The following is a 26,088-nucleotide window of genomic DNA, read 5'->3' on the forward strand; positions in this document are numbered from 1 at the left end:
ATACAGATTGCTTTTTTGGACAGATACACTTAAGATTTGAGGTAGTGTTTGATCACAAAAAAAGACAATTGTCTCATAGTTGAAAGGATGAGGTGAAACGAATGAACAACGTTCAGGTACTTCAAAACGTGGAAGAAAACTTCCAAACGTTCCGTATTCTCGACGAGAAGGGCGAGGTCGTCAACCAAGACGCAATGCCAGATGTAACGGACGAGCAACTTCAGGAGCTTATGCGCCGCATGGTCTATACTCGAATTTGGGATCAGCGTGCCATCTCGCTTAACCGTCAAGGACGCCTAGGTTTCTATGCGCCAGTGGCAGGTCAAGAAGCAACGATGATCGGGACGCAATACGCGCTCGACAAGCAAGACTGGATTCTTCCGGGTTACCGCGATATCCCACAACTCGTATTCCACGGACTTCCGCTTTATCAAGCGTTCTTGTTCTCACGTGGTCACGTGGCAGGAAACCGCATCCCAGAAGACGTTAACGTCTTAATGCCGCAAATCATCATCGGCGCACAAATCATTCAAGCAGCGGGTGTGGCTATGGGCCTCAAACGCAACGGCAACACGAACGTCGCCATTACTTACACGGGTGACGGTGGATCGTCACAAGGTGACTTCTACGAAGGCATGAACTTCGCAGGTGCATTCAAATCACCAGCTATCTTCGTCGTTCAAAACAACCGCTTCGCAATCTCGACACCTGTTGAGAAGCAGACGGCAGCTAAAACGATCGCGCAAAAAGCTGTAGCAGCGGGCATCAACGGAATCCAAGTTGACGGTATGGACGTACTTGCTGTCTTCGCCGCAACACAACAAGCGCGTAAAGACGCACTTGATGGGACACCGACGCTCATCGAAGCACTCACATACCGTTACGGACCACATACGCTCGCTGGGGATGACCCAACACGTTACCGTACGAAAGAACTCGATTCAGAGTACCAAGAAAAAGATCCACTCGTACGTTTCCGTCTTTTCCTCGAAGGCAAAAAGCTTTGGAGCGAAGACATGGAGAACGAAGTGATCGAACAAGCGAAAGCAGACGTGAAAGAAGCGATCAGCCTCGCGGACAAAGAACCAAAACAAAAAGTTTCGGACTTCATCAACAACATGTTCGAAACACTCCCTTCAAACTTGAAAGAGCAGCTTGAAGAATATACAGCAAAGGAGTCGAAGTAAGTTATGGCTCAAATGACAATGATCCAAGCGATTACTGATGCGATGCGCGTTGAAATGAAGCGCGACGAGAAAGTACTTCTTTTCGGAGAAGACGTTGGTAAAAACGGTGGGGTCTTCCGTGCAACGGAAGGTCTCCAAGACGAGTTAGGCGAAGACCGCGTCTTCGATACACCGCTCGCTGAGTCTGGTATCGGCGGTCTCGCGATCGGTCTTGCACTCACAGGCTTCCGTCCAATCATGGAAGTTCAATTCTTCGGATTCGTATTCGAAGTGTTTGACTCAGTTGCTGCCCAAATGGCACGTATGCGTTACCGTTCAGGCGGCGCTTACAGCCAGCCGGTTACAATCCGTTCACCGTTCGGTGGCGGCGTTAAAACACCAGAACTGCATGCGGACAGCCTTGAAGGATTGATGGCTCAGACACCTGGTCTTAAAGTCGTCATCCCGTCAACACCATACGATGCAAAAGGTCTTTTGATCGCGTCAATCCGTGACAACGACCCAGTCGTATTCCTCGAGCACATGAAACTTTACCGTTCGTTCCGTGGCGAAGTACCAGAAGGCGACTACACGATCGAGCTTGGAAAAGCAGACGTGAAACGCGAAGGTACTGACGTTTCGATCATCACATACGGTGCGATGGTTCATACTTCACTCAAAGCAGCTGAAGAGCTTGAAAAAGAAAACATCAACGTCGAAGTAATCGACCTCATGACAATCAGCCCGCTTGATATCGACACAATCGTCGAGTCAGTTAAAAAGACTGGCCGCGCGATCGTCGTTCAAGAGGCACAGCGTCAAGCAGGGATTGCGGCGAACGTCGTAACTGAAATTCAAGAACGCGCGATTCTTCACCTCGAAGCACCAGTGCTTCGTGTAACTGCACCAGACACGGTCTTCGCTTTCGCACAAGGTGAAGATGCATGGTTACCTGACCATAAAGATGTCGTTGCAAAAGTTAAAGAAGTTATCAACTTCTGATCGTGTTCATTTAACGATGAGGGAGAATTGTCTCCCTTGTCGTATTTACATGATTATTTGATGGGAGGAAAAACCAGTGGCAGTATTTGAATTTAAATTACCAGACATCGGTGAAGGAATTCACGAAGGTGAGATCGTCAAGTGGTTCGTCAAAGCAGGGGATACAGTGAAAGAGGATGACATCCTCCTCGAAGTTCAAAACGACAAAGCCGTCGTTGAGATTCCTGCTCCGGTTGACGGAACAGTCAAGGAAGTTAAAGTCTCTGAAGGAACAGTTGCCATCGTCGGCGACGTGCTCATCACGTTCGATATTGAAGGTGACGCACCAGCCGGTGAAGAAGCAGCAGCTCCTGAACAGCCAAAAGCTGAAGAGAAGACAGAAGAGATTCAAGAAGACGTAAAAGAAGACGTGAAAGAAGACGGTCCACGTGAAGTTCAACTTCACAAGTCTGAGCGTGTCATCGCTATGCCTTCGATTCGCAAGTACGCTCGCGAAAAAGGCGTCGACATCCGTGAAGTCAAAGGAACGGGCGACAACGGGCGTATTCTTAAAGAAGACATCGACGCGTTCGCAAACGGTGAAGCACCGACAGCGGAAGCTACAACAGAGAAAACAGAATCTGTAGCTCCGGCAGCGGCAGCGAAGACGGAAATCAAGCCTTACGAGTCAGCTACACCTGAACTCGAAACGCGCGAGAAAATCCGTGGTATCCGTAAAGCGATCTCGAAAGCGATGGTCAACTCGAAACATACGGCTCCGCACGTAACACTCATGGACGAAGTCGATGTCACGAAACTTGTCGCACTCCGTAAAGAGTTCAAACAAGTCGCGGCTGACCAAGGCGTGAAACTCACGTACTTGCCATTCGTCGTCAAAGCATTGACAGCGGCAGCGAAAGCTTACCCAACGATCAACGCGTCAATCGACGATGTAAACGAAGAAATCGTCTACAAAAACTACTACAACATCGGTATCGCAGCTGACACGGATAACGGCCTCGTCGTTCCTGTCGTCAAAGATGCGGACCGTAAATCAGTCTACGCACTTGCAAACAACATCAATGAGCTTGCCGGCAAAGCCCGTGAAGGCAAACTTGCTGGGGACGACATGAAAGGCGGATCGATCACAATCACGAACATCGGTTCAGCTGGTGGACAATGGTTCACACCTGTCATCAACCACCCGGAAGTTGCAATTCTCGGTATTGGCCGCATTGCTGAAAAAGCTGTCGTCAAAGACGGCGAGATCGTAGCAGCACCAGTGCTCGCACTTTCGTTCAGCTTTGACCACCGTCTCATCGACGGTGCGACTGCTCAAAACGCGCTCAACATGGTCAAACGCTTGCTTCAAGATCCAGCACTTCTAATGATGGAGGGATAAGAACATGGTAGTAGGAGAATTCGCACAAGAAACTGATTTACTTGTCATCGGCGCCGGTCCTGGTGGATACGTCGCAGCAATCCGCGGCGCACAACTCGGACTCAAAGTTACAATCGTTGAAAGAGGCAACTTTGGCGGTGTCTGCTTGAACGTCGGTTGTATCCCATCTAAAGCGTTGATTACGGCTGGACATAACTTCCAGCACGCTAAAGGTCACTCGACAATGGGAATCACATCTGACAACGTGTCAGTTGACTTCACGAAAGTCCAAGACTGGAAACAGTCGGTTGTCAACAAATTGACTGGCGGCGTCAAAGGTCTTTTGAAAGGCAACAAGATCGAAATCGTTCAAGGTGAAGCGTTCTTCGCAGCTGAAGACACAGTTCGTGTCATCACAGAAGATAGCTCAACTCCTTACAAGTTCAAGAAAGCGATCATCGCGACTGGTTCGACACCAATCGAGATCCCATCGTTCAAATGGTCAAAACGCGTTCTTTCTTCAACTGGCGCATTGGCTCTTACAGAAGTTCCGAAAAAGCTCGTCGTCATCGGTGGCGGCTACATCGGAATGGAACTTGGAACAGCGTATGCGAACTTCGATACTGAAGTCGTAGTCGTTGAAGGCGCAAGCGACATCTTGTCTGGCTTCGAGCCACAAATGACGCAAATCGTCAAAAAGAAACTCAAACAAAAAGGCAACGTCACGATCCACACGAACGCTCTTGCAAAAGGCGTCGAGGAAACGGAAGACGGCGTTATCGTGAAGTTTGAAGTGAACGGCGAAGAACAGACTGTTGAAGCGGACTACGTCCTCGTCACAGTCGGACGCCGTCCGAACACTGGCGACATCGGCCTCGAGAATGCTGAAGTTAAAATCAGCGACCGCGGCATCATCGAGATCGACGACCAGTGCAAGACGTCGAACGAAAACATTTATGCAATCGGCGACATCGTACCAGGACCACCGCTCGCACACAAAGCTTCTTACGAAGCAAAAGTTGCAGCGGAGGCAGCTGCAGGTAAGCCGGCTTACCTCGACTACTCAGCAATCCCAGCGGTCGTCTTCACTGACCCTGAACTTGCGACAGTCGGTTACACAGAACCGCTCGCTAAAGAAGAAGGACTCGATTTCACAGTATCGAAATTCCCATTCGCAGCGAACGGTCGTGCCCTCGCCCTCGACGAGCCAGACGGCTTCATGAAGCTCATCACGCGTAAAGAGGACGGTCTTTTGATCGGTGCTCAAATCGCGGGTACAGGCGCTTCTGATATGATTGCCGAGCTTGGTCTCGCCATCGAAGCAGGCATGACAGCTGAAGATATCGCGCTCACAATCCACGCTCACCCATCACTCGGTGAGATGGCAATGGAAGCGGCAGAAATCGCAATGGGTATGCCAATCCACGTCGTTAAGTAATACAAAAACTCTCTCGCTACTCGCGGAGGGCACTGAAAAACCTCCGCTCTATCCGAGCGTGAACAGAAAAAAGGGCGATTGGACCGACTCAAGTCGGGACAATCGCTCTTTTTCCTTGCTCTTATCCTGTTTTTTCTTTTGAGAGGGTGATGATCCGCTTCAGGTTTACCGCGATGATCGCCTGCCCAATCGGCTTCTGCCCGTACCGGGCCCGGGAATGGGTCGAATCGACGATCAGCGTCCGTCCCTTCAGCAGCCCCATTTCTTTCGCGACCTCGACCGTGTGTGCGAGCAGTTTGTCGAGCAGTTTGTCGTCGTCCATGCGTTGGCGGCGGAATTTCGTGAGCGAGGACGGGTTGATGACGCCGTCCTCCGGCGCGAGATCTAGGAAATACTTATAGGTGAGGTCGGTCCTCGCCCGTCTGACGAGATCGACATCCGATAGGTTCGAGTGCGCCTTGAGGAACAGATATTTGAACATCCGGACAGGATGGACGGCCATCCGCCCGTTGTCGTGACAATACGTGTCCGCGAGCAGGTCGGTGACGAAATCGAACGATACGAGATCGTGGATGAGCCGTAGCTCGTCATCGGCAGGGATCAACAGATCGTAAAGCGCCGCATACGGGCTCGGCGGCATGTTCGGCAGGTCTGGCATCATCGGGATCGCCTCCAGGATGTGTAGTTATAGCCAGTTTAGTCCGAAACGGCAAGGACGTACAGCGTCGCCCCGAGGGCACGCCGACTCCCGGGGGAACAGCGGGCAAGGTGAGACCCAGCAGCGACATCGTCGCGATGCGGCTCGCTGACCGCCCCCAGGAAAGCGGCGTGCCGGACAGGGCGGCTTGAAGGGCAATGAGAGCAGAGGAGCGTCATCCCATCCGGGATGACGCTCCTCTGCTCAAAATTATTTGAAGTTTTTCAGTGCCCTCCTACTCGCGGGAGAGTTTTTTGATGTAGTGGACGGTCCGTTCGACTTCATCGAAACCGATTCGAGCATGAAAACGTTGGCTCCCCTCATTGTCAAGCTCCGTATCTGAAGCGAGTTCGTCACAGCCTTTCGACCGAGCGTATGATGCGGCAGCTTCGACGAGCCGGGTCGCCACATCCTGCCCGCGTACGGATTCGTCGACGTATATCCCTTCTAAGAACGCAGTCGGAGAAGAGACGGCGCCGGGAACATAGTCATGTCTGAAACTGAGCTGGCAAAACCCGACTGCCGTGTTGTCGGTCGCCAAAAAATAATGCATCTTGCCGGAACGCAATCCGAGACGAAGCTCGGCCGTCAACTCGATCAACGGGGCGTCGGGCCAGAGCGCTCGCATGAGCGTCAATAGTGCGGCTTCGTCGCGCGCGCTTGCTTTTCGAATGTTCATGAGTCATCCTCCCTAGGTTTCACAAGTTCAGTATAAAGGAAAATAACATATGAAGTCAGAAAGGAGGGAATGATCATGGCGTTTGATGAGGAGCTATTATATACCGTTTCCGAGACGAGCCGCGTTCGGTTTACCGGCATCGAAACCGAGACGTCTCGTTATGATTTCGGATTTGTCTATACGCACCAGTTCATGGGGAAAGTACTCGTCGTCTGCATGCAGACCGGACAGTCAGCCCTTCTCGATATGCATGCGCTCGAAGAACCGAGACAGCTTTATCCGATGCTCGGAATCAATCTGTATGACACCGATCATGTTGCTGAATTTTTGCGTCTTTGTCTCGAGGAAGGGACGAAAGATGAAAAAACTTCAGAATCACCTCTTGAAAAAATGTAAGCGTTTTCTTATAATGGGTAGTAGGGGAAGCAATTCGATCATCATAAGCATCTTTTCTTCTGATGACACAAAGCGAGCCGGTCAATTTGACCGGCTCGCTTTCGTTTAGCGGATTGCTTTCGTTTGTTGGATGACTTTAATCATTTGAAGCGACTCGTCTTCAAGACCTTGAACCGGTAAACCAGCTTCGATATTGGCCGTGATGTATTCGAGTGTCGATGCCGTGATCAATTCTCCAGGAATGATGATAGGAATCCCTGGTGGATACACCATGATGAACTCAGCCGAAATTCGTCCGACAGCGTTCTCGAGCGGAATCGTTTCCGTCTCTTCGTAGAACGCGTCTCGTGGGCTGAGCGCGAGTGGTGGGATCTCCGGGAGCATGATCGATAAAGAATCGTTCCCAGACTGCTTATACACCGATACGACATCGTGCATCGCATCGATAAGTGCTTGAATCGTCGACTCATCGTCGGCACTCGTCACGATGAAGAGGACGTTCAACAAATCGGACATCTCGACTTCGATGCGGTGATGTTCGCGCAAATATTTCTCGATTTCAAATCCGGTAATTCCAAGCTCACGAACCGATACGAGTACTTTCGTCTCATCTAAGGCGTACGTCGACTCAGAATGGAGCTCAGAGTGGCCGTAGACCGATAAATGCGGCATGTTGTTGATGGCGACGCGTGCCGACCGGGCAAGCGTGAGGGCGCGTTCGTTCATGGCCTCACCTTTTGTCGCCAATTGGCGCCGGGCTGCGTCGAGCGAGGCGAGAAGTAGGTAGGACGTCGACGTCGTCGTAATCATCGAGAGCATCGCGTGGATCCGCTCTGGAGAGACAAGACCGCGGCGTACGTTCAAAATCGAGCTACCTGTCATCGAGCCACCGAGCTTATGCACGCTCGTCGCAGCGACGTCTGCGCCCGCTTGCATCGCCGACAGAGGGAGCTCGTCGTGGAATGGCAAGTGGACACCGTGCGCTTCGTCAACGAGTACAGGGACGTCCTGAGCGTGAGCAACGGCGACGATGCGTTCGAGGTCACCAGCGACACCGAAGTACGTCGGGTTGATGACGAGGACGGCTTTCGTGTCAGGATGCAGCTCGAGCGCGCGCTCGACAGCGCTTGCCGTGATGCCGTGGGCGATCCCGTACGTCTCATCATATTCAGGATGAATGAATACAGGATGGGCTCCGGTCAAGACGAGCGCTGACATGACGGATTTATGCACGTTACGCGGGACGATAATTTTTTCGTTCGGCCCGACGACGCCCATGATCATTGCCATGATGGCGCTCGATGTACCTTGGACCGAGAAAAATGTCTCATCAGCACGGAACGCTTCAGCAGCGAGACGTTCGGCTTCAGCAATCGACGCTTTCGGATGATGCAAGTCATCAAGTGGAGCGATGTTGATCAAATCGATTTTTAAAGCATTTTCGCCGATGAAGTCACGAAATTCGGGATCCATTCCTTTTCCGCCTTTATGACCGGGAATATGGAACGCAATCGGATTTGTATTGACGTGTTTGAGCAACGTCTCAAATAGCGGCGTGTCGAGCTGTGTAGACCCTTTAATTTTCAATAGTAAGCCCTCCTTGAAATCAGCGTTTGTATGGGATCGGTCGTTTACGTATACTAAGTTTCTTTACCCGGTGAATGATTGGTCTGCTATGCAGAAAAACGATGCAACAAAAAAACTATAGAGATTTCCAAGTCAACTTGCAATAGTTTTTTTTGTTGATACAATGGTTGTCGAGGTGAAGAATATGCAAATCAACTATCCAATCAATCCGGACTGGACGACGGAAGAACTGATCGAAGTCGTCGAGTTCTATAATCAAGTCGCACTCGCCAACGAAGGCGGCGTCGATCGGGAAGAATTTTTAGCAACGTATCGGTCGTTCAAACAAATCGTGACATCAAAATCAGAAGAGAAGCAACTGAGCGCTGTCCACGATGAGCAGACCGGATACTCTACCTATCGTACGGTCCAAGCGGCCTTGAAATCAAATACTAAGATTATCAGGTTGTAACAAATGAATTGCAGGAACCGACGAATCTGTCGGTTCCTGCTTTTTTTAGTTAATACCTTAAGAAATAGGGTACATATCACTAACGGTTATTTAAGGTTTAGGACCGGTTGAAGTGGGAATATATCCACTAAGATAAAAAATTCAAAATAGTCAGACAATTCTCTTTCTTTTTTGAATCTCATCTGATATACTCAATTCAACTTACTAAACCGTAACTTGTAGCCCAACAAAAGGAGTGTGGCATCTCATGAAACAAGTGATTGAGGCATTCAAAAGAAAAGACGCAGAAAAACGGATTCCGGTGCTGCGCCTAGAGATTGATTATGAATTGGCAACACTCTTCGATGCAATGGCGTCACAAGACGATGCCACTGTCCAGGCTAGCAAGCATCGGTTAGAGAAATACCGCCAAGAACTTTTGCGTCTCGAAGCCTGACCCACAACCGCTCATTCAACCAGTATTCCACGCGAATACTGGTTTTTGTTTGCTATAATACATAGAGAGGTGATAAATATGTTGGAATGGTTTGCGATTGATCTAATCAAACAAGCAGGGGAATATATCCGCCTTCAAATTGATGAAAGTTATCGGATCGAGCGGAAGACGGGCAAAGGGGACTTGGTCACTGAAATCGATCGAGCGGTCGAACAACTGATCGTCGACCGCATCCGAGCGGCGTATCCGGAGCATCAGATCGTCGGAGAAGAAGGCATCTCGACACAGCCTGACAAGTTGACAGGGACGGTTTGGTTTGTCGATCCGATCGACGGGACGCTCAATTTTATTCATCAAAAGCGGATGTTCGCCATCTCGATCGCGATTATGGTCGATGAGGTCGTCGAGTATGGATTTGTCTATGATGTGATGGCTGACGAGCTGTTCGTGGCACGACGTGGTTATGGGGCGACGCTCAACGGACGGAAGTTGCCGCAGCTTCATGAACATCACGTCCGTGACGCATTTTTGAGTATGAATGCGACGTGGGTGACCCCGAACCAACAGATTGCGCCGGAAGTGTTGGCACCGATCGTCCGCGACTCTGTCGGGACACGAGCGCACGGGGCCGCCTCACTCGAACTGGCTTGGGTTGCGGCCGGACGGGTCGACGGCTATATCACGATGCGCAATATGCCGTGGGATTACGCGGCCGGAAAACTTCTCGTCGAAGAAGTCGGGGGACGCGTCGTCTCCTTATACGGTGAACCCGTCAGCTATAAAGGGAAGACATCGGTCCTCGGCGGGAGCGAGACGTTCGTCAAGGACGTCATCAAGCATTACGTCATCGCCAAAAACGTGGCGCCTGAAGTGAGGCCAGACCTTGTGATCGAACCGAACAAAACGTACGATCGCGTGCGCGATTTGCTCGTCTTGGCGAATCCGAACGAGGCGATGGTGCAAGCGCAATATGAGACGGGATCGACGTTTGAGGCTTTACTCGGCGGTGAACTCGTCGGGGCGTATATGCTTGTCCGTCGCAGTGCGGAATCGGTCGAACTCGTCAACATCGCTGTCAAACCGGACCGTCAAAACCAGACGATCGGGCAACGGATGCTCCAAGACGCCATCCGTCGGGCGGCTAGCGGAAGTGCGAGCGAACTGCTCGTCTGCACGGGCAACTCAAGCATCGTCCAGTTGCGCTTCTATCAACAAGCCGGATTCCGTTTTGCTTCGGTCGAACGCGATTATTTTCCGAACCATGGCTACGAGGCGATCGAAGAAGACGGACTCGTGTTGCGAGACCGCATCTGCTTGACGCGAGAATTATAAAACAAGGCCCAAGGCTCTCGCCTTGGGCCTGTTCATTATGGACGTCGGTCTGCTAGGACACGGCGGCGCAAGTTGATGCCGAAGAATGTAGCGACCGCGCTCAACGCGAGACTGCCAACGATGATAGCGGTACTCGCTTCGGCGACACCGATGCCGATACCGACAAAACCGGCGACGACGGCGATTGCGATCAAGACGAACATGAGTTGCATCGAAATTCCCCCTTTTTTTCTTGGCTCTATCTCATTGTAAGCAAAATCAGCGCAATTGGAAACGGTAACAGACTATATAACGTGACAAAGGTGGTAGCACCTGTGCTATACTCTTTAAGTTGAATACAAAGTTGAAACTTTTCAAATAAGAGAGGAATAACTACATGAATTTAAGAACTAACCTCCGTAACGTAGCCATCATCGCCCACGTTGACCATGGTAAAACAACGTTAGTCGATGAACTATTGAAACAGTCTGGTACTTTCCGGACAAACGAAATGGTAGCAGAGCGCGCCATGGACTCGAACGACATCGAACGTGAGCGCGGGATCACAATCCTCGCTAAAAACACGGCAATCGATTATAAAGATACTCGCATCAACATCGTAGATACGCCAGGACACGCCGACTTCGGTGGTGAAGTTGAGCGGATCATGCGTATGGTTGACGGCGTTATTCTTGTTGTCGATGCACGTGAAGGCTGTATGCCACAAACACGCTTCGTATTGAAGAAAGCACTTGACCAAGGACTTCGCCCAATCGTTGTCGTCAACAAAATCGACAAAGCGATGGTCCGTCCGCTCGACGTCGTCGATGAAGTCGTAGACTTATTGATCGATCTCGGAGCAGATGAAGATCAACTTGAATTCCCTGTCGTCTATACGTCTGCAGTCAGCGGTTCAAGTTCGTTCGATCCTGATCCTGAGAAGCAAGAAGATACAATCACGCACGTACTCGATACGATTCTTGAGAACACACCGGCACCAATCGACAACTCGGATGAGCCGCTTCAGTTCCAAGTCACGATGCTCGACTATGATAACTACCTCGGTCGTATCGGCGTCGGTCGTGTCTTCCGTGGGAAAATCAAAGTCGGAGACCAAGTCTCACTTTGCAAAACGGACGGATCGATCAAACAACTTCGCGTCACGAAGCTATTCGGTTACTTCGGACTCAAACGTGTTGAAATCGAAGAAGCTAAAGCTGGTGACTTGATCGCCATCGCCGGGATGGAAGACATCAACGTCGGTGAAACGGTCACACCGGTCGGTAAAGAAGAGCCGCTTACGCTTCTTCGCATCGATGAGCCAACGCTTCAAATGCGTTTCATGACGAACAACTCTCCATTTGCAGGACGCGAAGGCGATTTCGTGACAGCACGTAAAATCGAAGAGCGTTTGATGAAACAACTTGAGACGGACGTTTCGCTCCGTGTCGAAAACACAGACTCGCCTGACCAATGGGTCGTATCAGGACGCGGTGAACTTCACCTCGGTATCTTGATCGAGAACATGCGTCGCGAAGGGTACGAGATCCAAGTTTCGAAACCACAAGTTATCATCCGTACAGCTGAAGACGGTACGAAAATTGAGCCTTTCGAGCGCGTCATCATCGACGTACCGGAAGAGTACACAGGTTCAGTCATGGAATCGATCGGTCTCCGTAAAGGTGAACTCGCAAACATGAACACGAACGATAACGGTCAAACTCGTATGGAATTTATCGTTCCTTCACGTGGTCTCATCGGATATCGTAACGAGTTCTTGTCGGCGACACGCGGATACGGAATCTTGAACCATACGTTCGAAGAGTATCGTCCGTTCATTCCTGCTGATATCGGCGGTCGCCGTAGCGGTGTCATGGTTTGTATCGAAGCTGGTAAGTCAACGGCTTACTCAATCGGTGCACTCGAAGACCGTGGGACGATCTTCATCGAACCAGGTACAGATGTATACGAAGGCATGATCATCGGTGAATGTAACCGTGACGTCGATCTCGCGATCAACGCCGTCAAAGGGAAACAGTTGACGAACATGCGTGCATCATCGAAAGACTCGACACAAGTCTTGAAACGTCCGCGCGTCTTCTCGCTTGAAGAGTCGCTTACGTTCTTGAACGATGACGAGTACTGCGAAATCACACCGCTCTCGATTCGACTCCGTAAAAAGGTCTTGAACAAGAACGAACGTGAAAAAGCTGACAAGCGTCGTAAACTTGGTAAAGAATAAGTAGAAAAGGGAGCGCCGAGGCGTTCCCTTTTCTTTTGATTCGTGTAGAATAGACGTGTAGGAAACAAAGGGGGATTATTTGCCTTGAAAGCTTCTCAAACGATGGACATTACCCAAATCGACGTTCCGTGGATCGCCTCGCTATTAGGTGTCGGCAGTGACGCGAACGACTTTTCGGTCGGCTTTAACGCCTTGATCATCACGGTCATCTTATTGACGTTGCTCGTCTTTAAATTAGGTTTTGCCAAACAACTCGCGTGGTGGAAGGCGCTCATCGTCTACATCATTCTCGCGCTCGGAGCGGGGACGATGGCGCTCGTCTTCTTCACGTGGCCAATCCCGGAAGTATTGCTCGTCATGGCGGTCGTCCTAGCCATTTATCGGGGCCGGCTCTGGTGGAACCGCCGTCAAGACCAAGTCAATGAACCAACCTAAAAAATGGACGTCCCGTTAAAGGGGCGTCCATTTTTGTTACCATCTTCGCTTTTGGCGAAACGATGGATATAGGTGGAATTGGCCTGTTGCCGCACGCTCAGCCGTTCGTTCCGTAATGCGTGCATGACATTCTTGGCACATGTACGTTTTAGCAGGTTTATTGCGAAGTCGTTTCGCTTCGAACGACCACGAATCAATCGTATCGACTTTATCACAAAGAGAGCACTTTACGCGCATGGTCTCACCTTCCTCTTCGTTGATTATAGCATGATTTCCAGATAGAAAAGCAGGGAAAGAAGTCATTAAGGGCGAATCCATTTCATATACCCGTTTAAGAAGGAGGGGAGTGCATGGCGAGTAAAGCAACGTTCGAACTTTCCCGGGCGCAACAAGAAACGTTAAACGAGATGCCGTTGACGTTTCTCGTCGCGTTTGATGAAGCGAAGCGGTGGCCGATCACCCACGCCATCAGTTGGGTGCAGGCGACCGATCAACAGACAGTCCGATTTGCCCTGACAAAAAACTCGCATCTCATCACGCTGTTGACAAGCGAAAAGACGGCGGGGCTCATCTTTTTAGAGGACGGTCTCGCTTACAGTGTGACGCTCTCGCACGTCCATGAATTTGAACCGGCTGTAAAACCGGGACTGCACCTGCGTTTTTTTAAAGGTTCGGTCGAAGAAGTCCGCAACATCTCCTTTTACGGGGCGACGTTCGGGCAACCGGACATCGTCAAGACGTACGATATCGAAGCAGCGGAAAAATTGGACCGAGAAGTGAAGGAAAGCTTGAACTCTTGATCACCAACAATTTTCGAGGGGCGGCAAAGCTTATGAAAAAAACGTATGTGCTCGATACGAACGTACTTCTACACGACCCACTCTCACTCTTTCAATTCGATGAGCATGACGTCGTCATCCCGGCCATCGTCCTAGAAGAACTCGATGGAAAAAAACGAAACATGGACGAGCTTGGCCGTAACGCCCGAGAAACGGCGCGTGTGCTTGACCAGCTCCGATCGACCGGCAAACTTCATGACGGGGTGCCGCTCGAGAATGGCGGCCATCTCTTCGTTGAGATCGGTCATGAACATACAGTCGACTTCCCGTTCGACGTCATGACGAATGACAACCGGATTTTGACGGTCGCACTCGGTTTGATGAAACAGTATGAGCATGATCATAACCGGAAAGTCGTGGTCGTCTCAAAAGATATACTGGTCCGTGTCAAAGCGGATGCGATCGGCATCGAAGCCGAAGATTATTTGACAGACCATATTGTCGACACGACGAATCTGTACGCCGGCTATCGCGAGATTGAGGTCGATCAGGCAATAATTGATGAATTCTATCAAGTACGCAAGCTACCGACGTCGGCTTTTTCGAAAAACCAACTGTATCCGAACTCATTTGTCATCTTAAAGAGTAACGTTTCGAAAGCGAGCGCACTCGCGGTCGTCGATCCGTTACAACCGATCGTTCGACCGTTATCGCTCGACGCCGAGCACGTCTGGGGCATTCATCCGCGGAACGTCCAACAACGAATGGCGCTCGATTTACTGCTTCGCGACGATATTCCGTTCGTGACGCTCCTCGGGAAGGCCGGGACCGGGAAGACGCTCCTCGCTCTCGCGGCGGGACTTGCCCTCGTCGAGGACGAACGTCGCTTCAACAAGCTCGTCGTGGCGCGTCCGGTCGTGCCGATGGGCAACGACATCGGATACTTGCCGGGTGAGATGGAAGATAAGCTTCGTCCGTGGATGCAGCCGATCTATGACAATCTTGAATTCTTGTTTAATGCCAACTCGAAAGACGAGCTCGGAAATATCCTCGCCGGCATCAAATCGATTCAGCTCGAGGCGCTCACATATATTCGGGGGCGAAGTATGCCGGATCAGTTCATCATCATCGATGAAGCGCAGAACTTGACGAAGCACGAGATCAAGACGATTTTGACCCGGGTCGGGGAGAATTCGAAGATTGTTCTCGTCGGCGATCCGTATCAGATCGATCATCCGTATTTAGATGAATATTCGAACGGGCTCTCGTACGCCGTCGAGCGGTTCAAAGGGCAAAACGTATTCGGTCACGTCCAACTCATCAAAGGCGAACGCTCGTCGCTCGCCCGGTTGGCGGCCGATTTGCTATAGAAATAGACGCCGAGCGTGAGCTCGACGTCTATTTTGTGTTTGGGTGGAGCAAAACTTGGACGTTCGCCTTCTCAAGCAACGCATTCGTCAACATGATCAAACCGGTTATGATGAAGAGAGCGGAGAATCCGAAGTGGGCGACGATTTGGGATCCGAACAACGGTCCGAGCAGGTTGCCCATGAACTGGGCCGACTGGTTGTAAGAAAAAATGCGTCCGGTCGCGTGACTCGGTGTATGTTTCCTTAGCAGTGACTGCACAGACGGCATGAGTGCCGCGGTCGCGAAACCAAGGCCGAAGCGCAACATGACGAGCTGTGTCGTCGACGTCACGAACGCCTGAGGAATCAAGAACGCGGTATAAATGATGAGCGCCCAAAACAAAATCCGTTCCGGCCCGTGGCGGTCTGACAGCCGTCCGAGATGTTGTGCGGACAGGAGGGCGGCCACCCCCGGCGCTGAAGCGACGATTCCCGCGATGAACGCGAGGGAAGTCGTGTACGGATTCAGTTCACGGACGTACAGTGTCAACAGTGGCCCGATTGACTGCGTTGAAAACTGAATTAAAAACGTCGTCAAAAACAAGCTGAAGATGAGTTGGGGATGACGGAGCGAGGCGATGATCGACTTTGTCGAATCAAGTCGCTCGCGCGCCACCGGGACGAAATCTTCTTTCACGAACAGGAGTGTGATTAAAAACGTGACGAAGAGTGCGCTACCGGTAAAGAGAAAAACGGGTCGAAGCCCAATCCAGTCTGCGAGCAGTCCGCCGATCAATGGACCGAGGAGTCCGCCGGTGATACCACCGGTCGACAACGTGCCGAGCGCCCAGCCGCTTTTCTCTTTTGGTGTCTGTGAGATGACGAGAGTGATGCCGGCCGAGATGAATCCGGAGACGGCACCCATGATGAGTCGTAAACCGACGAGTTGATAAACGTCTTGCACGAAGCCGATCAAGAACATGACGACGGCCATTCCGAGGCTCGCCCGAATCAACATGAGCTTGCGCCCTTTCTGGTCAGCGAGTCGGCCCCAAAGCGGGGAGACAATGGCGGCCACGAGGAAAGTGGCGCCGAAAGCGACGGCGGACCAGGTGACGACGTGGTCAGGGTTGGTCACGCCGAGCTCTTCGATAAATAAGGGCAGGAACGGCAAGACGAGGCTCATCGAGGCGGCCGTCAAGAAGCTGCCGATCCAAACGATGATCAAGTTCTTTTTCCATAAAGGTATCGTAAGCGTCACGACCTTTCTGCATAGAGTATATTTCGATATCACACATGTTACACTTTGTGAAGTAAAAAGTCCAAAAAAAAGACGAACGCGGTCGCTATAAGCGATCTCGTTCGTCAACAGCCTGAGACGGCGAGCGCCTTCCCATCAGCCATCCGTTCGGACGACGATATGGTCGACCTGACGGATGATTTGGTTGTTGTAGAGTGCATAGACTGGTCCGTCAGCCAACACTTTTCCATCTTGTGAAAACTGAAGATAAATCGAACCGACTTCGGCGAGCGGGATCGTCAATACCGTCTCCCCATAAAAGCTGACGTGCGTCGCCGTATTGAGCGGCTCGGCGTTTTGGAGAAATGGTGCGAACGGCATCGCGAACGAGTCACGAAGCGCAGCGTCTTTATCGGCCCGCGACATCGGCTTATTGTGGTCGACGCGCGTCCCTAGTGTCAATCCGTCGTCCCATGCCTTCCCCATTTTGGCATAGTAGGCGTCTGAATCATTCTCGACGGCTTGGTCGAGTTCGTCGACTTTGCGTTTACGTTCGTCAAAAATCCATACAGTCGGGTCAATCGTCAGCGCGTGACGGACCGCTCCATCTAACGGAAAAATCATTGATACTCCCCCTTAACTAGCGATACAATGTATATTATACAGCTCTTCCGTGCAAAAAGGAAAACTGCGAGAAACACGCTTTGAATCTAGACTGTTCATTGAATTATGATGAAATATAATGTACAGTTGAGTTATGACAAACAGTCTGTCATTGTACGGAGGAGGGGTCGTAGTGGCGACAAATTTGGCTGCAGTCCAACGGGAACAGGCGCTTCACTTGCTTGAAGCAGATGCTGAAAAAATCCGTTGCTTGATTGAGGTACAATTAGAAAACTTGAAAATGCCGAAGTGCCCGCTTTATGAAGAGGTACTTGATACACATATGTTCGGTCTGTCGCGCCAAATCGATTTTGCGGTCCGGCTTGGACTTATTTCAGATGTCGAAGGCAAGCAACTGATCGATTCATTGGAACAAAAGTTATCCGCGCTCGCGGAAGCTTCAGAATTATGAACCTTATACTCAAACTGTGCAGGCGGCGCTGTTTGAGTATTTTTTTATAACGGGTTGCGGATTGCTGTACATAAGGAAGTGAAAACATGAAAACTCGGTTTCGGTACTTTGATTTCTCACTGTTCATTGCGGTGCTTTTGCTCGTTGGGATCAGCTCAATCATGATTTACAGCGCCAGTGTTTGGAATCGTGGGGATTACGCGAACAGTAGCTTGTTTTATCGGCAACTGTTCTATGCAGGGTTTGGGATTGTCGTCTATTTGATCGCGACGATGTTCCGGTATGAAAACTTCCGCAAAAAGAACGTGTTGCGAAGCCTCTATGCGCTCTCGGTCATTCTACTGTTTGTCACTTGGGCGATGACACCGCTGAACGGTGCCCGGGCTTGGCTCATCATCGGCGGTCTTACGATCCAGCCAATCGAAATCGCCAAGTTTGTGTTAATTTTATTGCTCGCTAACTACTACCATCAATTATGGAATCGTGAACTGACAGGATGGCCGGGCCGAATCGGCCGTGCGGCGATCGAACGGAAAAAGCTACGCGCCCAAATCGGGGCTTTCTTCATCATCCCGGGTTTGTTCTACTTTTTCCCGTATGCCTTCGTCATAAATGGACAGCCTGACCATGGCGGATTGTTCGTCTTAGGGGTAATTATGTTCATGATGTGGTTAGCTGCCGGGGCCCCGCTTCGCATCATCATCCCGGTGATTATTGCTGGAATTGGTTTTGTTTATGCTATGTATACGTTTGTTTTCACAGATAACCAAGTTAGTCGGATTAACGTCGTCTTCAATCCATTCATGGACTCAGAAGGCTACGGGCACCAACTTCTCATGTCGATCATCTCGATCGTGCATGGGGGATTGACCGGCGTCGGACTTGGGAATAGTTATCAAAAGTATGGCTATTTGCCGGAGCCGGAGACGGACTATATCATGTCGATCATCGCCGAAGAACTTGGCTTTATCGGCGTCCTCGTCGTCTTGGTGTTGCTCTTTTTCATCGCGTTCCGGGCAGTAAATATCGCCAACCATACCGACAGCCATTTTGCGATGTTCGTCTCGTTCGGGATTGCCGCGCAAATCATGGTCCAAACCGGAATCAATATCGGGGCGATGTCGGGCTGGTTCCCGGGTACGGGTGTGACGCTTCCACTCGTCAGTTACGGCGGCACGTCGCTGATCATGACGATGGGAATTCTCGGTGTGCTCAGCAGTATCTCGATGCGTAACCGTCACCGAGAGGCGACACGCCGCGCGGAAATTCGCGAAAAATCAGAAGAAAACGTTCAAAATGCATCACTACATGTAGTAAGGTAAAGATGTATATGTAAACGATTTCCAAAATGGGGGGATTTAGGTTGAAATCAATTAGCAAATTGCTTGTAGCCAACCGTGGAGAGATTGCCATTCGTGTATTTAGGGCAGCCTCAGAATTAGGAATGCGTACTGTCGCCATCTATTCGCAAGAGGATAGTGGATCGTTACATCGTTTTAAAGCCGATGAAGCGTATTTGATCGGTCTCAACAAGAAACCGATCGACGCCTATCTCGACATCGAAGACGTCATTCGAATCGCGAAGCAATCGGGGAGTGACGCGATTCACCCGGGTTACGGTTTCTTATCGGAAAACATTGAACTAGCTCGTCGTTGCCGCGAAGAAGGCATCATCTTCGTCGGACCGGACGAATCGCACCTGCACGCGTTCGGAGATAAAGTTCGGGCTCGTCAAAACGCGATCGCAGCCGGGCTACCGGTCATTCCAGGCTCGAACGGTCCATTGACTTCGTACGAAGACGCGCTCGACTTTGCGAACGTGCATGGTTTCCCGCTCATGGTCAAAGCCTCAATGGGCGGCGGCGGACGAGGTATGCGCGTCATCCGGACCGAGGCTGAGATGAAAGATTTGATTGAACGTGCCAAGTCAGAGGCGAAGCAAGCGTTCGGCTCAGACGAAGTGTACATAGAAAAATTAGTTGAACGTCCGAAGCATATCGAGGTGCAAATTCTCGGGGATGATCACGGGAACATCATCCATTTGTTTGAGCGTGACTGCTCGGTTCAACGTCGTCACCAGAAAGTCGTCGAAGTCGCACCGTGTGTGACGTTGTCGGAGGCGTCTCGTCAAGCAATCTGTGACGCGGCGGTTCAAGTGATGCGTCACGTCGGCTATGTGAACGCAGGGACGGTCGAGTTCCTCGTCACTGAGGATGAGTCGTTCTACTTCATCGAGGTCAACCCACGGATCCAAGTCGAACATACGATCACTGAGATGGTTACTGGGTTCGATATCGTCCAAACACAGCTCATGATCGCCCAAGGCGAGTCGCTTCACGGTGACGTGATTCACATGCCGAAGCAAGAAGATATCAAACTGCTCGGCTATGCGATCCAATCCCGTGTCACGTCGGAAGACCCGGCTAACAACTTCATGCCGGACACAGGGAAAATCATGGCGTATCGTTCGCCAGGCGGTTTTGGGGTTCGTCTCGACGGCGGGAACGCCTATGTCGGGTCTGAAATCTCGCCGTACTACGACTCGCTCCTCGTCAAGCTGTCGACGCATGGGATGACGTTCGAACAAGCGGCAGCGAAGATGGTCCGTAACTTGAACGAGTTCCGGATTCGCGGCATCAAGACGAACATTCCGTTTTTGATCAACGTCATGAAGCACCAAAACTTTATTAGCGGGGACTATAGTACGTCGTTCATCGATGATACACCCGAACTGTTCGTCTTCCCGAAACGGAAAGACCGGGGGACGAAACTCCTCAACTATATCGGGGACGTCACCGTCAACGGATTCCCGGGTGTCGGCTTGAAAGATAAGCCGATCAGCCGCTCGGTCCGGATTCCGCAAAACCTTCCGGCCGAAGCGAAGCCGGGGACGAAACAAATCCTGACAGAACTCGGTCCAGACGGTTTGGCTGACTGGATCAAACGTCAACCAGAGCTACTCTTGACGGATACGACGATGCGAGACGCCCACCAGTCGCTCCTCGCGACACGGATGCGGACGCAAGACATCTTGAATATCGCCGAGCCGACGAGTAAACTCATGCCAGAACTGTTCTCGGTCGAGGCGTGGGGCGGGGCAACGTTTGACGTCGCCTACCGTTTCCTCTCGGAAGACCCGTGGGTACGTCTCATGCGCCTTCGTGAGAAAATGCCGAACGTCTTGATTCAAATGCTCCTTCGCGGTGCCAACGCCGTCGGGTATAAAAACTATGCCGACAACGTCATCGAGAAGTTCGTCCACGAGGCGGCTTATGCCGGTGTCGACATCTTCCGTATCTTCGACAGCTTGAACAACATCGAATCGATTAAACTCGCGATCGACGCGACGCTGCCGACAGGGAAAGTCGCAGAAGCGGCAATCTGTTACACCGGTGACTTGTATGACGGAAACCGTCCGAAGTATCACTTGCCGTACTACGTCGATCTCGCCAAGCAGCTCGAAGCGAGCGGAGCTCATATTCTTGCAATCAAAGATATGGCTGGCCTCTTAAAACCTGAATCGGCGTATGCGCTCGTGTCGGCACTGAAAGACGCCGTCGACTTGCCGATTCATTTGCACACGCACGACGCTTCGGGGAATGGGATCTTCACTTACGCACGGGCGACTGATGCGGGCGTCGATATCGTCGACGTCGCAGCGAGCTCGATGTCGGGTATGACGTCGCAGCCTTCAGGTGGAAGTTTGATTTACGCACTCGACCATCACGAACGCCAGCCGAAGATCGATGCGAAGCACTACGAAGTCATCAGTGACTACTGGCAAGACGTGCGTCATAACTATGAACCGTTCGAAAGTGACATGCGTGCATCGAATCCATCGGTGTATGAGCATGAGATGCCGGGCGGACAGTATTCGAACTTGCAGCAACAAGCGAAAGCGGTCGGTCTTGGTGACCGCTGGAGTGAAGTGAAGTCGATGTACGCCCGCGTCAACATGTTGTTCGGCGATATCGTCAAAGTGACCCCGTCGTCTAAAGTCGTAGGGGACATGGCACTCTTCATGGTTCAACATAACTTGAGCGAACAGGACGTTATCGAACGAGGAAATCAACTTGATTTCCCAGACTCGGTCGTCGAGATGATGCGCGGTGAGCTCGGGTCACCTCCAGGAGGGTTCCCGAAAGACGTCCAACAAGCGATTCTCAAAGGTGAGACGCCGCTCGAGGTCCGTCCAGGTAAACTGATCAAGCCGTACGACTTTGAAGCGGCTCAAACGAAGTTGTTTGAGAAGCTCGAACGTCCGGTGACGGACTTTGAACTGCTCGCGAACGCGCTTTATCCGAAAGTGTTCGAGGACTACGTGACCCATACGAACACGTACGGTGACGTCTCGGTGCTTGACACGTTGACGTTCTTCTATGGATTGAACGTCGGCGAGACGATCCAAGTCGAAATCGAGACAGGGAAGACGCTCATCATCAAGCTCGTTCAAGTGAGCGCTGCGAACGAAGACGGGATCCGCCTCGTCTCGTATGAGATGAACGGCGTACCGCGTGAAATCGAGATTAAAGACGTCAACGTGAAGTCGGCGACGACGAGCCGACCGAAAGTGGAACGCTCGAATTCGAAACAAGTCGGTGCCTCGATGCCAGGTTCGGTCTTGAAAGTACTCGTCGAACCAGGAAGCCGGGTCCATCGTGGGGAACAACTTCTCGTCACTGAGGCGATGAAGATGGAGACGACGATCCAAGCCGCGCAAGACGGTGAGATTAAAGCGATCCATATTAAAGAAGGCGACACAATCCAAAGTGACGACTTACTGATTGAATTTGTATAATCAAAAGAAGCATAGCCACGCTATGCTTCTTTTTTAGATAGGGAGTGGGGAAGATGAGACGAGTATGTTGGTTCCGGTCAGATTTTCGATTAAGTGACAACCATATGTTACACCGGGTCTTGAAAGACGCCGCCGATGACGATGACATCGAGTTCGTCTTTTGGCTCAATCCGAAATACTGCGAGCCGTTCGAGACGAGACACGATTATTTTTTCGCGACGATGAAGCAGTTCATGCAGGAGCTCACCGATCAAGAGATAGGGCTGCGCACCATTGTTGCCGACTCAACGGAAGCGTTTGTCGAGCAGCTCGGACGACTCGACGCGCTTTATTTTAACGCTGAGTATGTCGAGCCGTTCAAACAACGTGACGATGCGGTCATCGAAGCGCTGGGGGGAGACGTGTTAGTCATCCGTTTGCTCGACCGTCATTTATTCGCCCCGAACGCGTTCACGAAAAAAGACGGTACTCCGTATAAAGTGTACACGCCATTCAAAAAAGCGGTGTACGCCGAGACGCCGCCGCAACCGTACGACGTCGACGTCGCTCGATTGAAACAACTCGCGACGAAGAAACATGAACTACCTGATGAATTGAAACAGCAGTTTGACCGGTGTGAACGTTCGTGGAAAGCGCTCGGAGAGGAAGCGGCCATGAAACGGTTACGCGATTTTGTGGAACACCGGGTGACGAGTTACGCCGAAGACCGTGACATCCCGGCGATCGCCGGGACGAGCCGGCTGTCACCGTATTTACGGACCGGTGTGTTGTCGATTCGTACGGTCGCAGCAGCCGTCCTCGAGGCGCGGCAGTCAACAGGACGTGACACGTATTACGATGAGCTATTGTGGCGCGAGTTCTACTATATGATCATGGTCCAGTTCCCGGGACTGAAAGACCGGCCGTTCAACGACAAATATAAACACCTTGACTGGGAAGACAATGACGACCAGTTTGAGAAATGGTGCCGTGGCGAGACCGGGTATCCGATCGTCGACGCGGCGATGCGTCAATTGAACGAGACCGGCTGGATGCACAACCGGCTCCGGATGATCGTCGCTTCGTTTTTGACGAAACATCTGTTGATCGACTGGCGCAAAGGCGAGCGCTACTTCGAACGGAAGTTGATCGACTACGAGGCGGCCTCGAACATCGGCGGATGGCAATGGGCAGCTTCGGTCGGAACGGACGCCGTGCCGTATTTCCGGATCTTTAATCCGACGATCCAGTCGGAGAAGTTCGACGCGGACGGGACGTTTATCCGCAAATATGTAACCGAGTTGGCTGACGTTGACAGGAAAGCGATCCACTTTCCTGACCCGTCAGATCGGGACGGTTATATCGAACCGATCGTCGATCATAAGGCGGCGCGTGCAAGGGCGCTCGAGCGGTTCAAGGACGCGCAGTGACAGATAGGCATACAAAAAGGAGCGGTCGCCCGCTCCTTTTTGTGATTCGTGATTTGGTTTGATTCGTCAGACCGTTTCTTTTCGAGCTGCGTCTACCGCTCGATTGGTGCTTCGATACGCATGGTACGCCAAGTACGAGATGATTCCGAAGTAGCACGTGATCAAGAAAGCGTGCAAGAGCGGTACGTATGTGGCGTGGCCGCCAAGGACGATCCATGCACCCGTGCCGACTTGAAGCATGATGAAGAATAGTGAGGCCCACATGCCCCGTTCGACGAGACGGTTCGTTTCGCGTCGGGCCAAATAGAGGACGTAGAGCGTGTAGAAGACGAGAAGTGCCGCCATGATGCGATGGCCCATTTGAACGTATGATTCGAACGTCCACACGTTTTGCTCACAGATCGGCCAACCGACACAAGCGTATGTCGCACCGAGGTGTCTGACGTAAGCTCCTGTGTAGACGACGACCATCGTGTAAATCGTCAACCCGTACAAGTGAATCTTTAATTTTTCGGACACGGCTTTGTGTACCCGTTCACCTTCGAATAAAAGAATCGTCAAGATGAGCAGCGAGGCGAACGAGACGAGCGAGATCCCGAAATGGAGCGCAAGAATCGCGTCCGACTGTTGCCAGATGACGGCTCCGGCGCCGATGATCGATTGGATCAACATGAAAATAAACGCGAGGAACGCGAACACTTTGACATCGAATCGATTTTTGACGACCGTGAACGTCCAAATCGTCAAGGCGATGATGAGGAGTCCCTCAATCCCTGAAACGACACGGTGACTGTATTCGATCATCGTCTCGACGCTCGGGTTCGTCGGGATCAGTTTCCCGTGACAGAGCGGCCAGTCTGCCCCGCAGCCGTCACCTGAGTCGGTTTTCGTAACAGTACCGCCCATGATCAAGACGAGCATCATACCGAGGGTGACAAGGCTTGAGAATAGTGCGAGTTTTTTATGCATTCGTTTCCACCTGCTTTTTGAGAAAAATCACTAGAATTGTGCCTTGTATGTTTTTATTTTTTTCGCCATACTTATTATACGGCTTTAGTCCGGAAAAACGAAATGGAAAAGCTTGCAATCGCTATCAAAATCGTTATCCTAGTATTGGTACAGGAATTTTACTGTGACAATTATCACACGTCCGCCATAAAAAACTCGCTATTTTACAAGCATAAACGACGTATTCTTTTTGGAAATATGGTATCTTTGTAATGAGTTAGGTGTACTTTGTTCATATTGTGTTTTTTCTGTGAAAAGAATACGAGTATTTCGTGATTATGTGGGGGGGTCAGCATGACAAAAGTCAACCCGGGAACAGTGGCAGAAGTAGACTATACAGAATCCGCCGCCTCGTTCCGTGACTATGTTGCTTTGGCAAAAATGGGAATCGTACGCGCTAACCTTTTGTTAGTGTTCGCCGGTTTCTTTGTGGCAACAACATACCAGAGTGACACGCCAGTGCTTTATTTGTTTGAAGTTTGGCCACAGCTCTTATTAACGATGTTAGGAAGCGCACTCGTCATTTCCGGGAGTTGTTACCTAAACAACTTCGTGGACCGTGATATCGACTACTTGATGGGACGTACAGACAATCGACCGAGTGTCACCGGTAAAATTTCAGGGGAGCGCATTTTACTTCTCGGACTTACGCAACTTGCGGTCGGGACATTACTTTTATTGATCGTGTCGTACGTAGCAGCAGTCTTCGGTTTAATCGGGGCATTTTTTTATGTCGTTATTTATACGATGTGGCTAAAACGGACACATACGTTGAACACGGTCGTCGGCAGTATCTCCGGAGCGGTTCCACCGCTGATCGGATGGGCCGCGATTGACCCGGCGCTTCATATCGACGCCTGGCTCATGTTCCTCGTCATGTTCTTGTGGCAACCGCCACACTTCCTCGCGCTCGCGATGCGACGCGTCGAGGAATACCGGGCGGCAGGCATTCCGATGCTGCCCGTTGTAAACGGCTTCGCGATCACCAAGCGGCAAATCATTTGGTGGATTGCGACGCTCATTCCAGCATCGCTCTTGTTTATGCATTACGGTACGGTCTACGTGATCATTGCGGCCGGTCTTGGGGGCTACTGGTTATATCTCGGTTTGAAAGGGTTTAAAGCCGAAGATGAGATCAAGTGGGCTAACAAAATGTTCTTTTATTCATTAATTTATTTAGTCGTGTGGATTGTCGCGCTGGTATTGACGGCACTTTGGTAATCGCACTCA

At 51.1% G+C, this 26,088-nt stretch carries 26 protein-coding genes; 18 read left to right on the forward strand and 8 right to left on the reverse strand.

Going from position 1 to position 26,088, the window contains the following annotated elements; genetic code table 11:
• Positions 1–101: 101 nt before the first annotated feature.
• The 4 genes from pdhA (at position 102) to lpdA (ending at position 4,966) form a co-directional block, all read left to right on the forward strand.
• A complete protein-coding gene (gene pdhA / locus EVJ28_RS00450) occupies positions 102–1,187 on the forward strand; it encodes a pyruvate dehydrogenase (acetyl-transferring) E1 component subunit alpha (RefSeq protein WP_131457246.1) in 1,086 nt (361 codons plus the stop codon).
• 3 nt (positions 1,188–1,190) lie between these two features.
• Positions 1,191–2,168 carry an alpha-ketoacid dehydrogenase subunit beta gene (locus EVJ28_RS00455; RefSeq protein WP_070327596.1) on the forward strand — a complete coding sequence of 326 codons (978 nt, stop codon included), beginning with the start codon at positions 1,191–1,193 and terminating at the stop codon, positions 2,166–2,168.
• A gap of 76 nt (positions 2,169–2,244) precedes the next feature.
• Complete coding sequence (locus tag EVJ28_RS00460) at positions 2,245–3,549, forward strand: dihydrolipoamide acetyltransferase family protein (protein ID WP_131467796.1); 1,305 nt, start codon at positions 2,245–2,247, stop codon at positions 3,547–3,549.
• A gap of 4 nt (positions 3,550–3,553) precedes the next feature.
• Positions 3,554–4,966: a dihydrolipoyl dehydrogenase gene (lpdA, locus tag EVJ28_RS00465; RefSeq protein WP_131457242.1), complete on the forward strand. Its 1,413-nt coding sequence runs from the start codon at positions 3,554–3,556 to the stop codon at positions 4,964–4,966.
• Between the two features lie 121 nt (positions 4,967–5,087).
• Here lpdA and EVJ28_RS00470 read toward each other — a convergent pair whose 3' ends face one another.
• Positions 5,088–5,627, reverse strand: coding sequence for a transposase (locus EVJ28_RS00470; RefSeq protein WP_131469625.1), 540 nt, complete (start codon positions 5,625–5,627; stop codon positions 5,088–5,090).
• Between the two features lie 16 nt (positions 5,628–5,643).
• On the opposite strand from EVJ28_RS00470, the gene EVJ28_RS14310 reads away from it, so the two are divergent.
• Positions 5,644–5,775, forward strand: coding sequence for a hypothetical protein (locus tag EVJ28_RS14310; RefSeq protein WP_255417538.1), 132 nt, complete (start codon positions 5,644–5,646; stop codon positions 5,773–5,775).
• Positions 5,776–5,898: 123 nt separating this feature from the next.
• Here EVJ28_RS14310 and aac(6') read toward each other — a convergent pair whose 3' ends face one another.
• Positions 5,899–6,342: an aminoglycoside 6'-N-acetyltransferase gene (gene aac(6'), locus EVJ28_RS00475; protein ID WP_131487806.1), complete on the reverse strand. Its 444-nt coding sequence runs from the start codon at positions 6,340–6,342 to the stop codon at positions 5,899–5,901.
• A gap of 75 nt (positions 6,343–6,417) precedes the next feature.
• Between aac(6') and EVJ28_RS00480 the strand changes: the two genes are divergently transcribed.
• Complete coding sequence (locus tag EVJ28_RS00480; protein WP_070327592.1) at positions 6,418–6,738, forward strand: DUF3055 domain-containing protein; 321 nt, start codon at positions 6,418–6,420, stop codon at positions 6,736–6,738.
• Positions 6,739–6,843: 105 nt separating this feature from the next.
• Here the strand turns inward: EVJ28_RS00480 and EVJ28_RS00485 are convergent, their stop codons facing one another.
• Positions 6,844–8,325: an aminotransferase class I/II-fold pyridoxal phosphate-dependent enzyme gene (locus EVJ28_RS00485; RefSeq protein ID WP_131456320.1), complete on the reverse strand. Its 1,482-nt coding sequence runs from the start codon at positions 8,323–8,325 to the stop codon at positions 6,844–6,846.
• A gap of 184 nt (positions 8,326–8,509) precedes the next feature.
• Here EVJ28_RS00485 and EVJ28_RS00490 point away from each other — a divergent pair, with 184 nt between their 5' ends.
• The 3 genes from EVJ28_RS00490 to EVJ28_RS00500 all read left to right on the forward strand — a co-directional run bounded on the left by EVJ28_RS00490 (position 8,510) and on the right by EVJ28_RS00500 (position 10,544).
• Complete coding sequence (locus EVJ28_RS00490; protein ID WP_070327590.1) at positions 8,510–8,776, forward strand: UPF0223 family protein; 267 nt, start codon at positions 8,510–8,512, stop codon at positions 8,774–8,776.
• Positions 8,777–9,023: 247 nt separating this feature from the next.
• Positions 9,024–9,212: a hypothetical protein gene (locus EVJ28_RS00495; protein ID WP_015881266.1), complete on the forward strand. Its 189-nt coding sequence runs from the start codon at positions 9,024–9,026 to the stop codon at positions 9,210–9,212.
• A gap of 78 nt (positions 9,213–9,290) precedes the next feature.
• A complete protein-coding gene (locus EVJ28_RS00500) occupies positions 9,291–10,544 on the forward strand; it encodes an inositol monophosphatase family protein (protein ID WP_070327589.1) in 1,254 nt (417 codons plus the stop codon).
• 35 nt (positions 10,545–10,579) lie between these two features.
• Here EVJ28_RS00500 and EVJ28_RS14190 read toward each other — a convergent pair whose 3' ends face one another.
• The gene (locus tag EVJ28_RS14190; RefSeq protein ID WP_167615659.1) at positions 10,580–10,756 is read right to left on the reverse strand and encodes a DUF5325 family protein; all 177 of its coding nucleotides are present in this window, start codon (positions 10,754–10,756) and stop codon (positions 10,580–10,582) included.
• Between the two features lie 164 nt (positions 10,757–10,920).
• Here EVJ28_RS14190 and typA point away from each other — a divergent pair, with 164 nt between their 5' ends.
• Positions 10,921–12,765, forward strand: coding sequence for a translational GTPase TypA (typA, locus tag EVJ28_RS00505; protein WP_070327588.1), 1,845 nt, complete (start codon positions 10,921–10,923; stop codon positions 12,763–12,765).
• 102 nt (positions 12,766–12,867) lie between these two features.
• Entirely contained in the window at positions 12,868–13,200 is a 333-nt protein-coding gene (locus EVJ28_RS00510; RefSeq protein ID WP_070327587.1) for a YlaH-like family protein, read from the forward strand.
• A gap of 36 nt (positions 13,201–13,236) precedes the next feature.
• On the opposite strand, the gene EVJ28_RS00515 is transcribed toward EVJ28_RS00510, so the two are convergent.
• On the reverse strand, positions 13,237–13,437 hold the full coding sequence (locus EVJ28_RS00515) for a YlaI family protein (RefSeq protein ID WP_083273976.1): 201 nt from the start codon (positions 13,435–13,437) through the stop codon (positions 13,237–13,239).
• Between the two features lie 113 nt (positions 13,438–13,550).
• Between EVJ28_RS00515 and EVJ28_RS00520 the strand changes: the two genes are divergently transcribed.
• Both EVJ28_RS00520 and EVJ28_RS00525 read left to right on the forward strand, forming a co-directional pair.
• Positions 13,551–14,000 (forward strand): PNPOx family protein, encoded by a 450-nt coding sequence (locus EVJ28_RS00520; protein ID WP_070327586.1) that lies wholly within the window; start codon positions 13,551–13,553, stop codon positions 13,998–14,000.
• Positions 14,001–14,032: 32 nt separating this feature from the next.
• Positions 14,033–15,349 (forward strand): PhoH family protein, encoded by a 1,317-nt coding sequence (locus EVJ28_RS00525; protein WP_131487808.1) that lies wholly within the window; start codon positions 14,033–14,035, stop codon positions 15,347–15,349.
• 28 nt (positions 15,350–15,377) lie between these two features.
• Here the strand turns inward: EVJ28_RS00525 and EVJ28_RS00530 are convergent, their stop codons facing one another.
• The gene (locus EVJ28_RS00530) at positions 15,378–16,577 is read right to left on the reverse strand and encodes a multidrug efflux MFS transporter (protein WP_131456351.1); all 1,200 of its coding nucleotides are present in this window, start codon (positions 16,575–16,577) and stop codon (positions 15,378–15,380) included.
• Positions 16,578–16,724: 147 nt separating this feature from the next.
• Entirely contained in the window at positions 16,725–17,192 is a 468-nt protein-coding gene (locus tag EVJ28_RS00535; protein ID WP_070327585.1) for a hypothetical protein, read from the reverse strand.
• 172 nt (positions 17,193–17,364) lie between these two features.
• Between EVJ28_RS00535 and EVJ28_RS00540 the strand changes: the two genes are divergently transcribed.
• The 4 genes from EVJ28_RS00540 (at position 17,365) to EVJ28_RS00555 (ending at position 23,850) form a co-directional block, all read left to right on the forward strand.
• Positions 17,365–17,643, forward strand: a complete 279-nt coding sequence (locus EVJ28_RS00540) for an Fpa/YlaN family protein (RefSeq protein ID WP_070327584.1) — start codon at positions 17,365–17,367, stop codon at positions 17,641–17,643.
• Between the two features lie 86 nt (positions 17,644–17,729).
• On the forward strand, positions 17,730–18,965 hold the full coding sequence (locus EVJ28_RS00545) for an FtsW/RodA/SpoVE family cell cycle protein (protein ID WP_131487810.1): 1,236 nt from the start codon (positions 17,730–17,732) through the stop codon (positions 18,963–18,965).
• 26 nt (positions 18,966–18,991) lie between these two features.
• Positions 18,992–22,441, forward strand: a complete 3,450-nt coding sequence (locus EVJ28_RS00550; protein ID WP_070327582.1) for a pyruvate carboxylase — start codon at positions 18,992–18,994, stop codon at positions 22,439–22,441.
• A gap of 53 nt (positions 22,442–22,494) precedes the next feature.
• Positions 22,495–23,850, forward strand: coding sequence for a cryptochrome/photolyase family protein (locus EVJ28_RS00555; protein ID WP_131469623.1), 1,356 nt, complete (start codon positions 22,495–22,497; stop codon positions 23,848–23,850).
• Positions 23,851–23,916: 66 nt separating this feature from the next.
• Here EVJ28_RS00555 and EVJ28_RS00560 read toward each other — a convergent pair whose 3' ends face one another.
• Positions 23,917–24,819, reverse strand: a complete 903-nt coding sequence (locus EVJ28_RS00560; protein ID WP_131456312.1) for a COX15/CtaA family protein — start codon at positions 24,817–24,819, stop codon at positions 23,917–23,919.
• A 333-nt stretch (positions 24,820–25,152) separates the two neighbouring features.
• Here EVJ28_RS00560 and cyoE point away from each other — a divergent pair, with 333 nt between their 5' ends.
• Positions 25,153–26,079: a heme o synthase gene (gene cyoE, locus EVJ28_RS00565; RefSeq protein WP_071399537.1), complete on the forward strand. Its 927-nt coding sequence runs from the start codon at positions 25,153–25,155 to the stop codon at positions 26,077–26,079.
• Positions 26,080–26,088 lie beyond the last annotated feature (9 nt).

Source organism: Exiguobacterium sp. SH3S3 (assembly GCF_004337115.1).
GTDB classification, from domain to species: Bacteria; Bacillota; Bacilli; order Exiguobacteriales; family Exiguobacteriaceae; genus Exiguobacterium; species Exiguobacterium aurantiacum_A.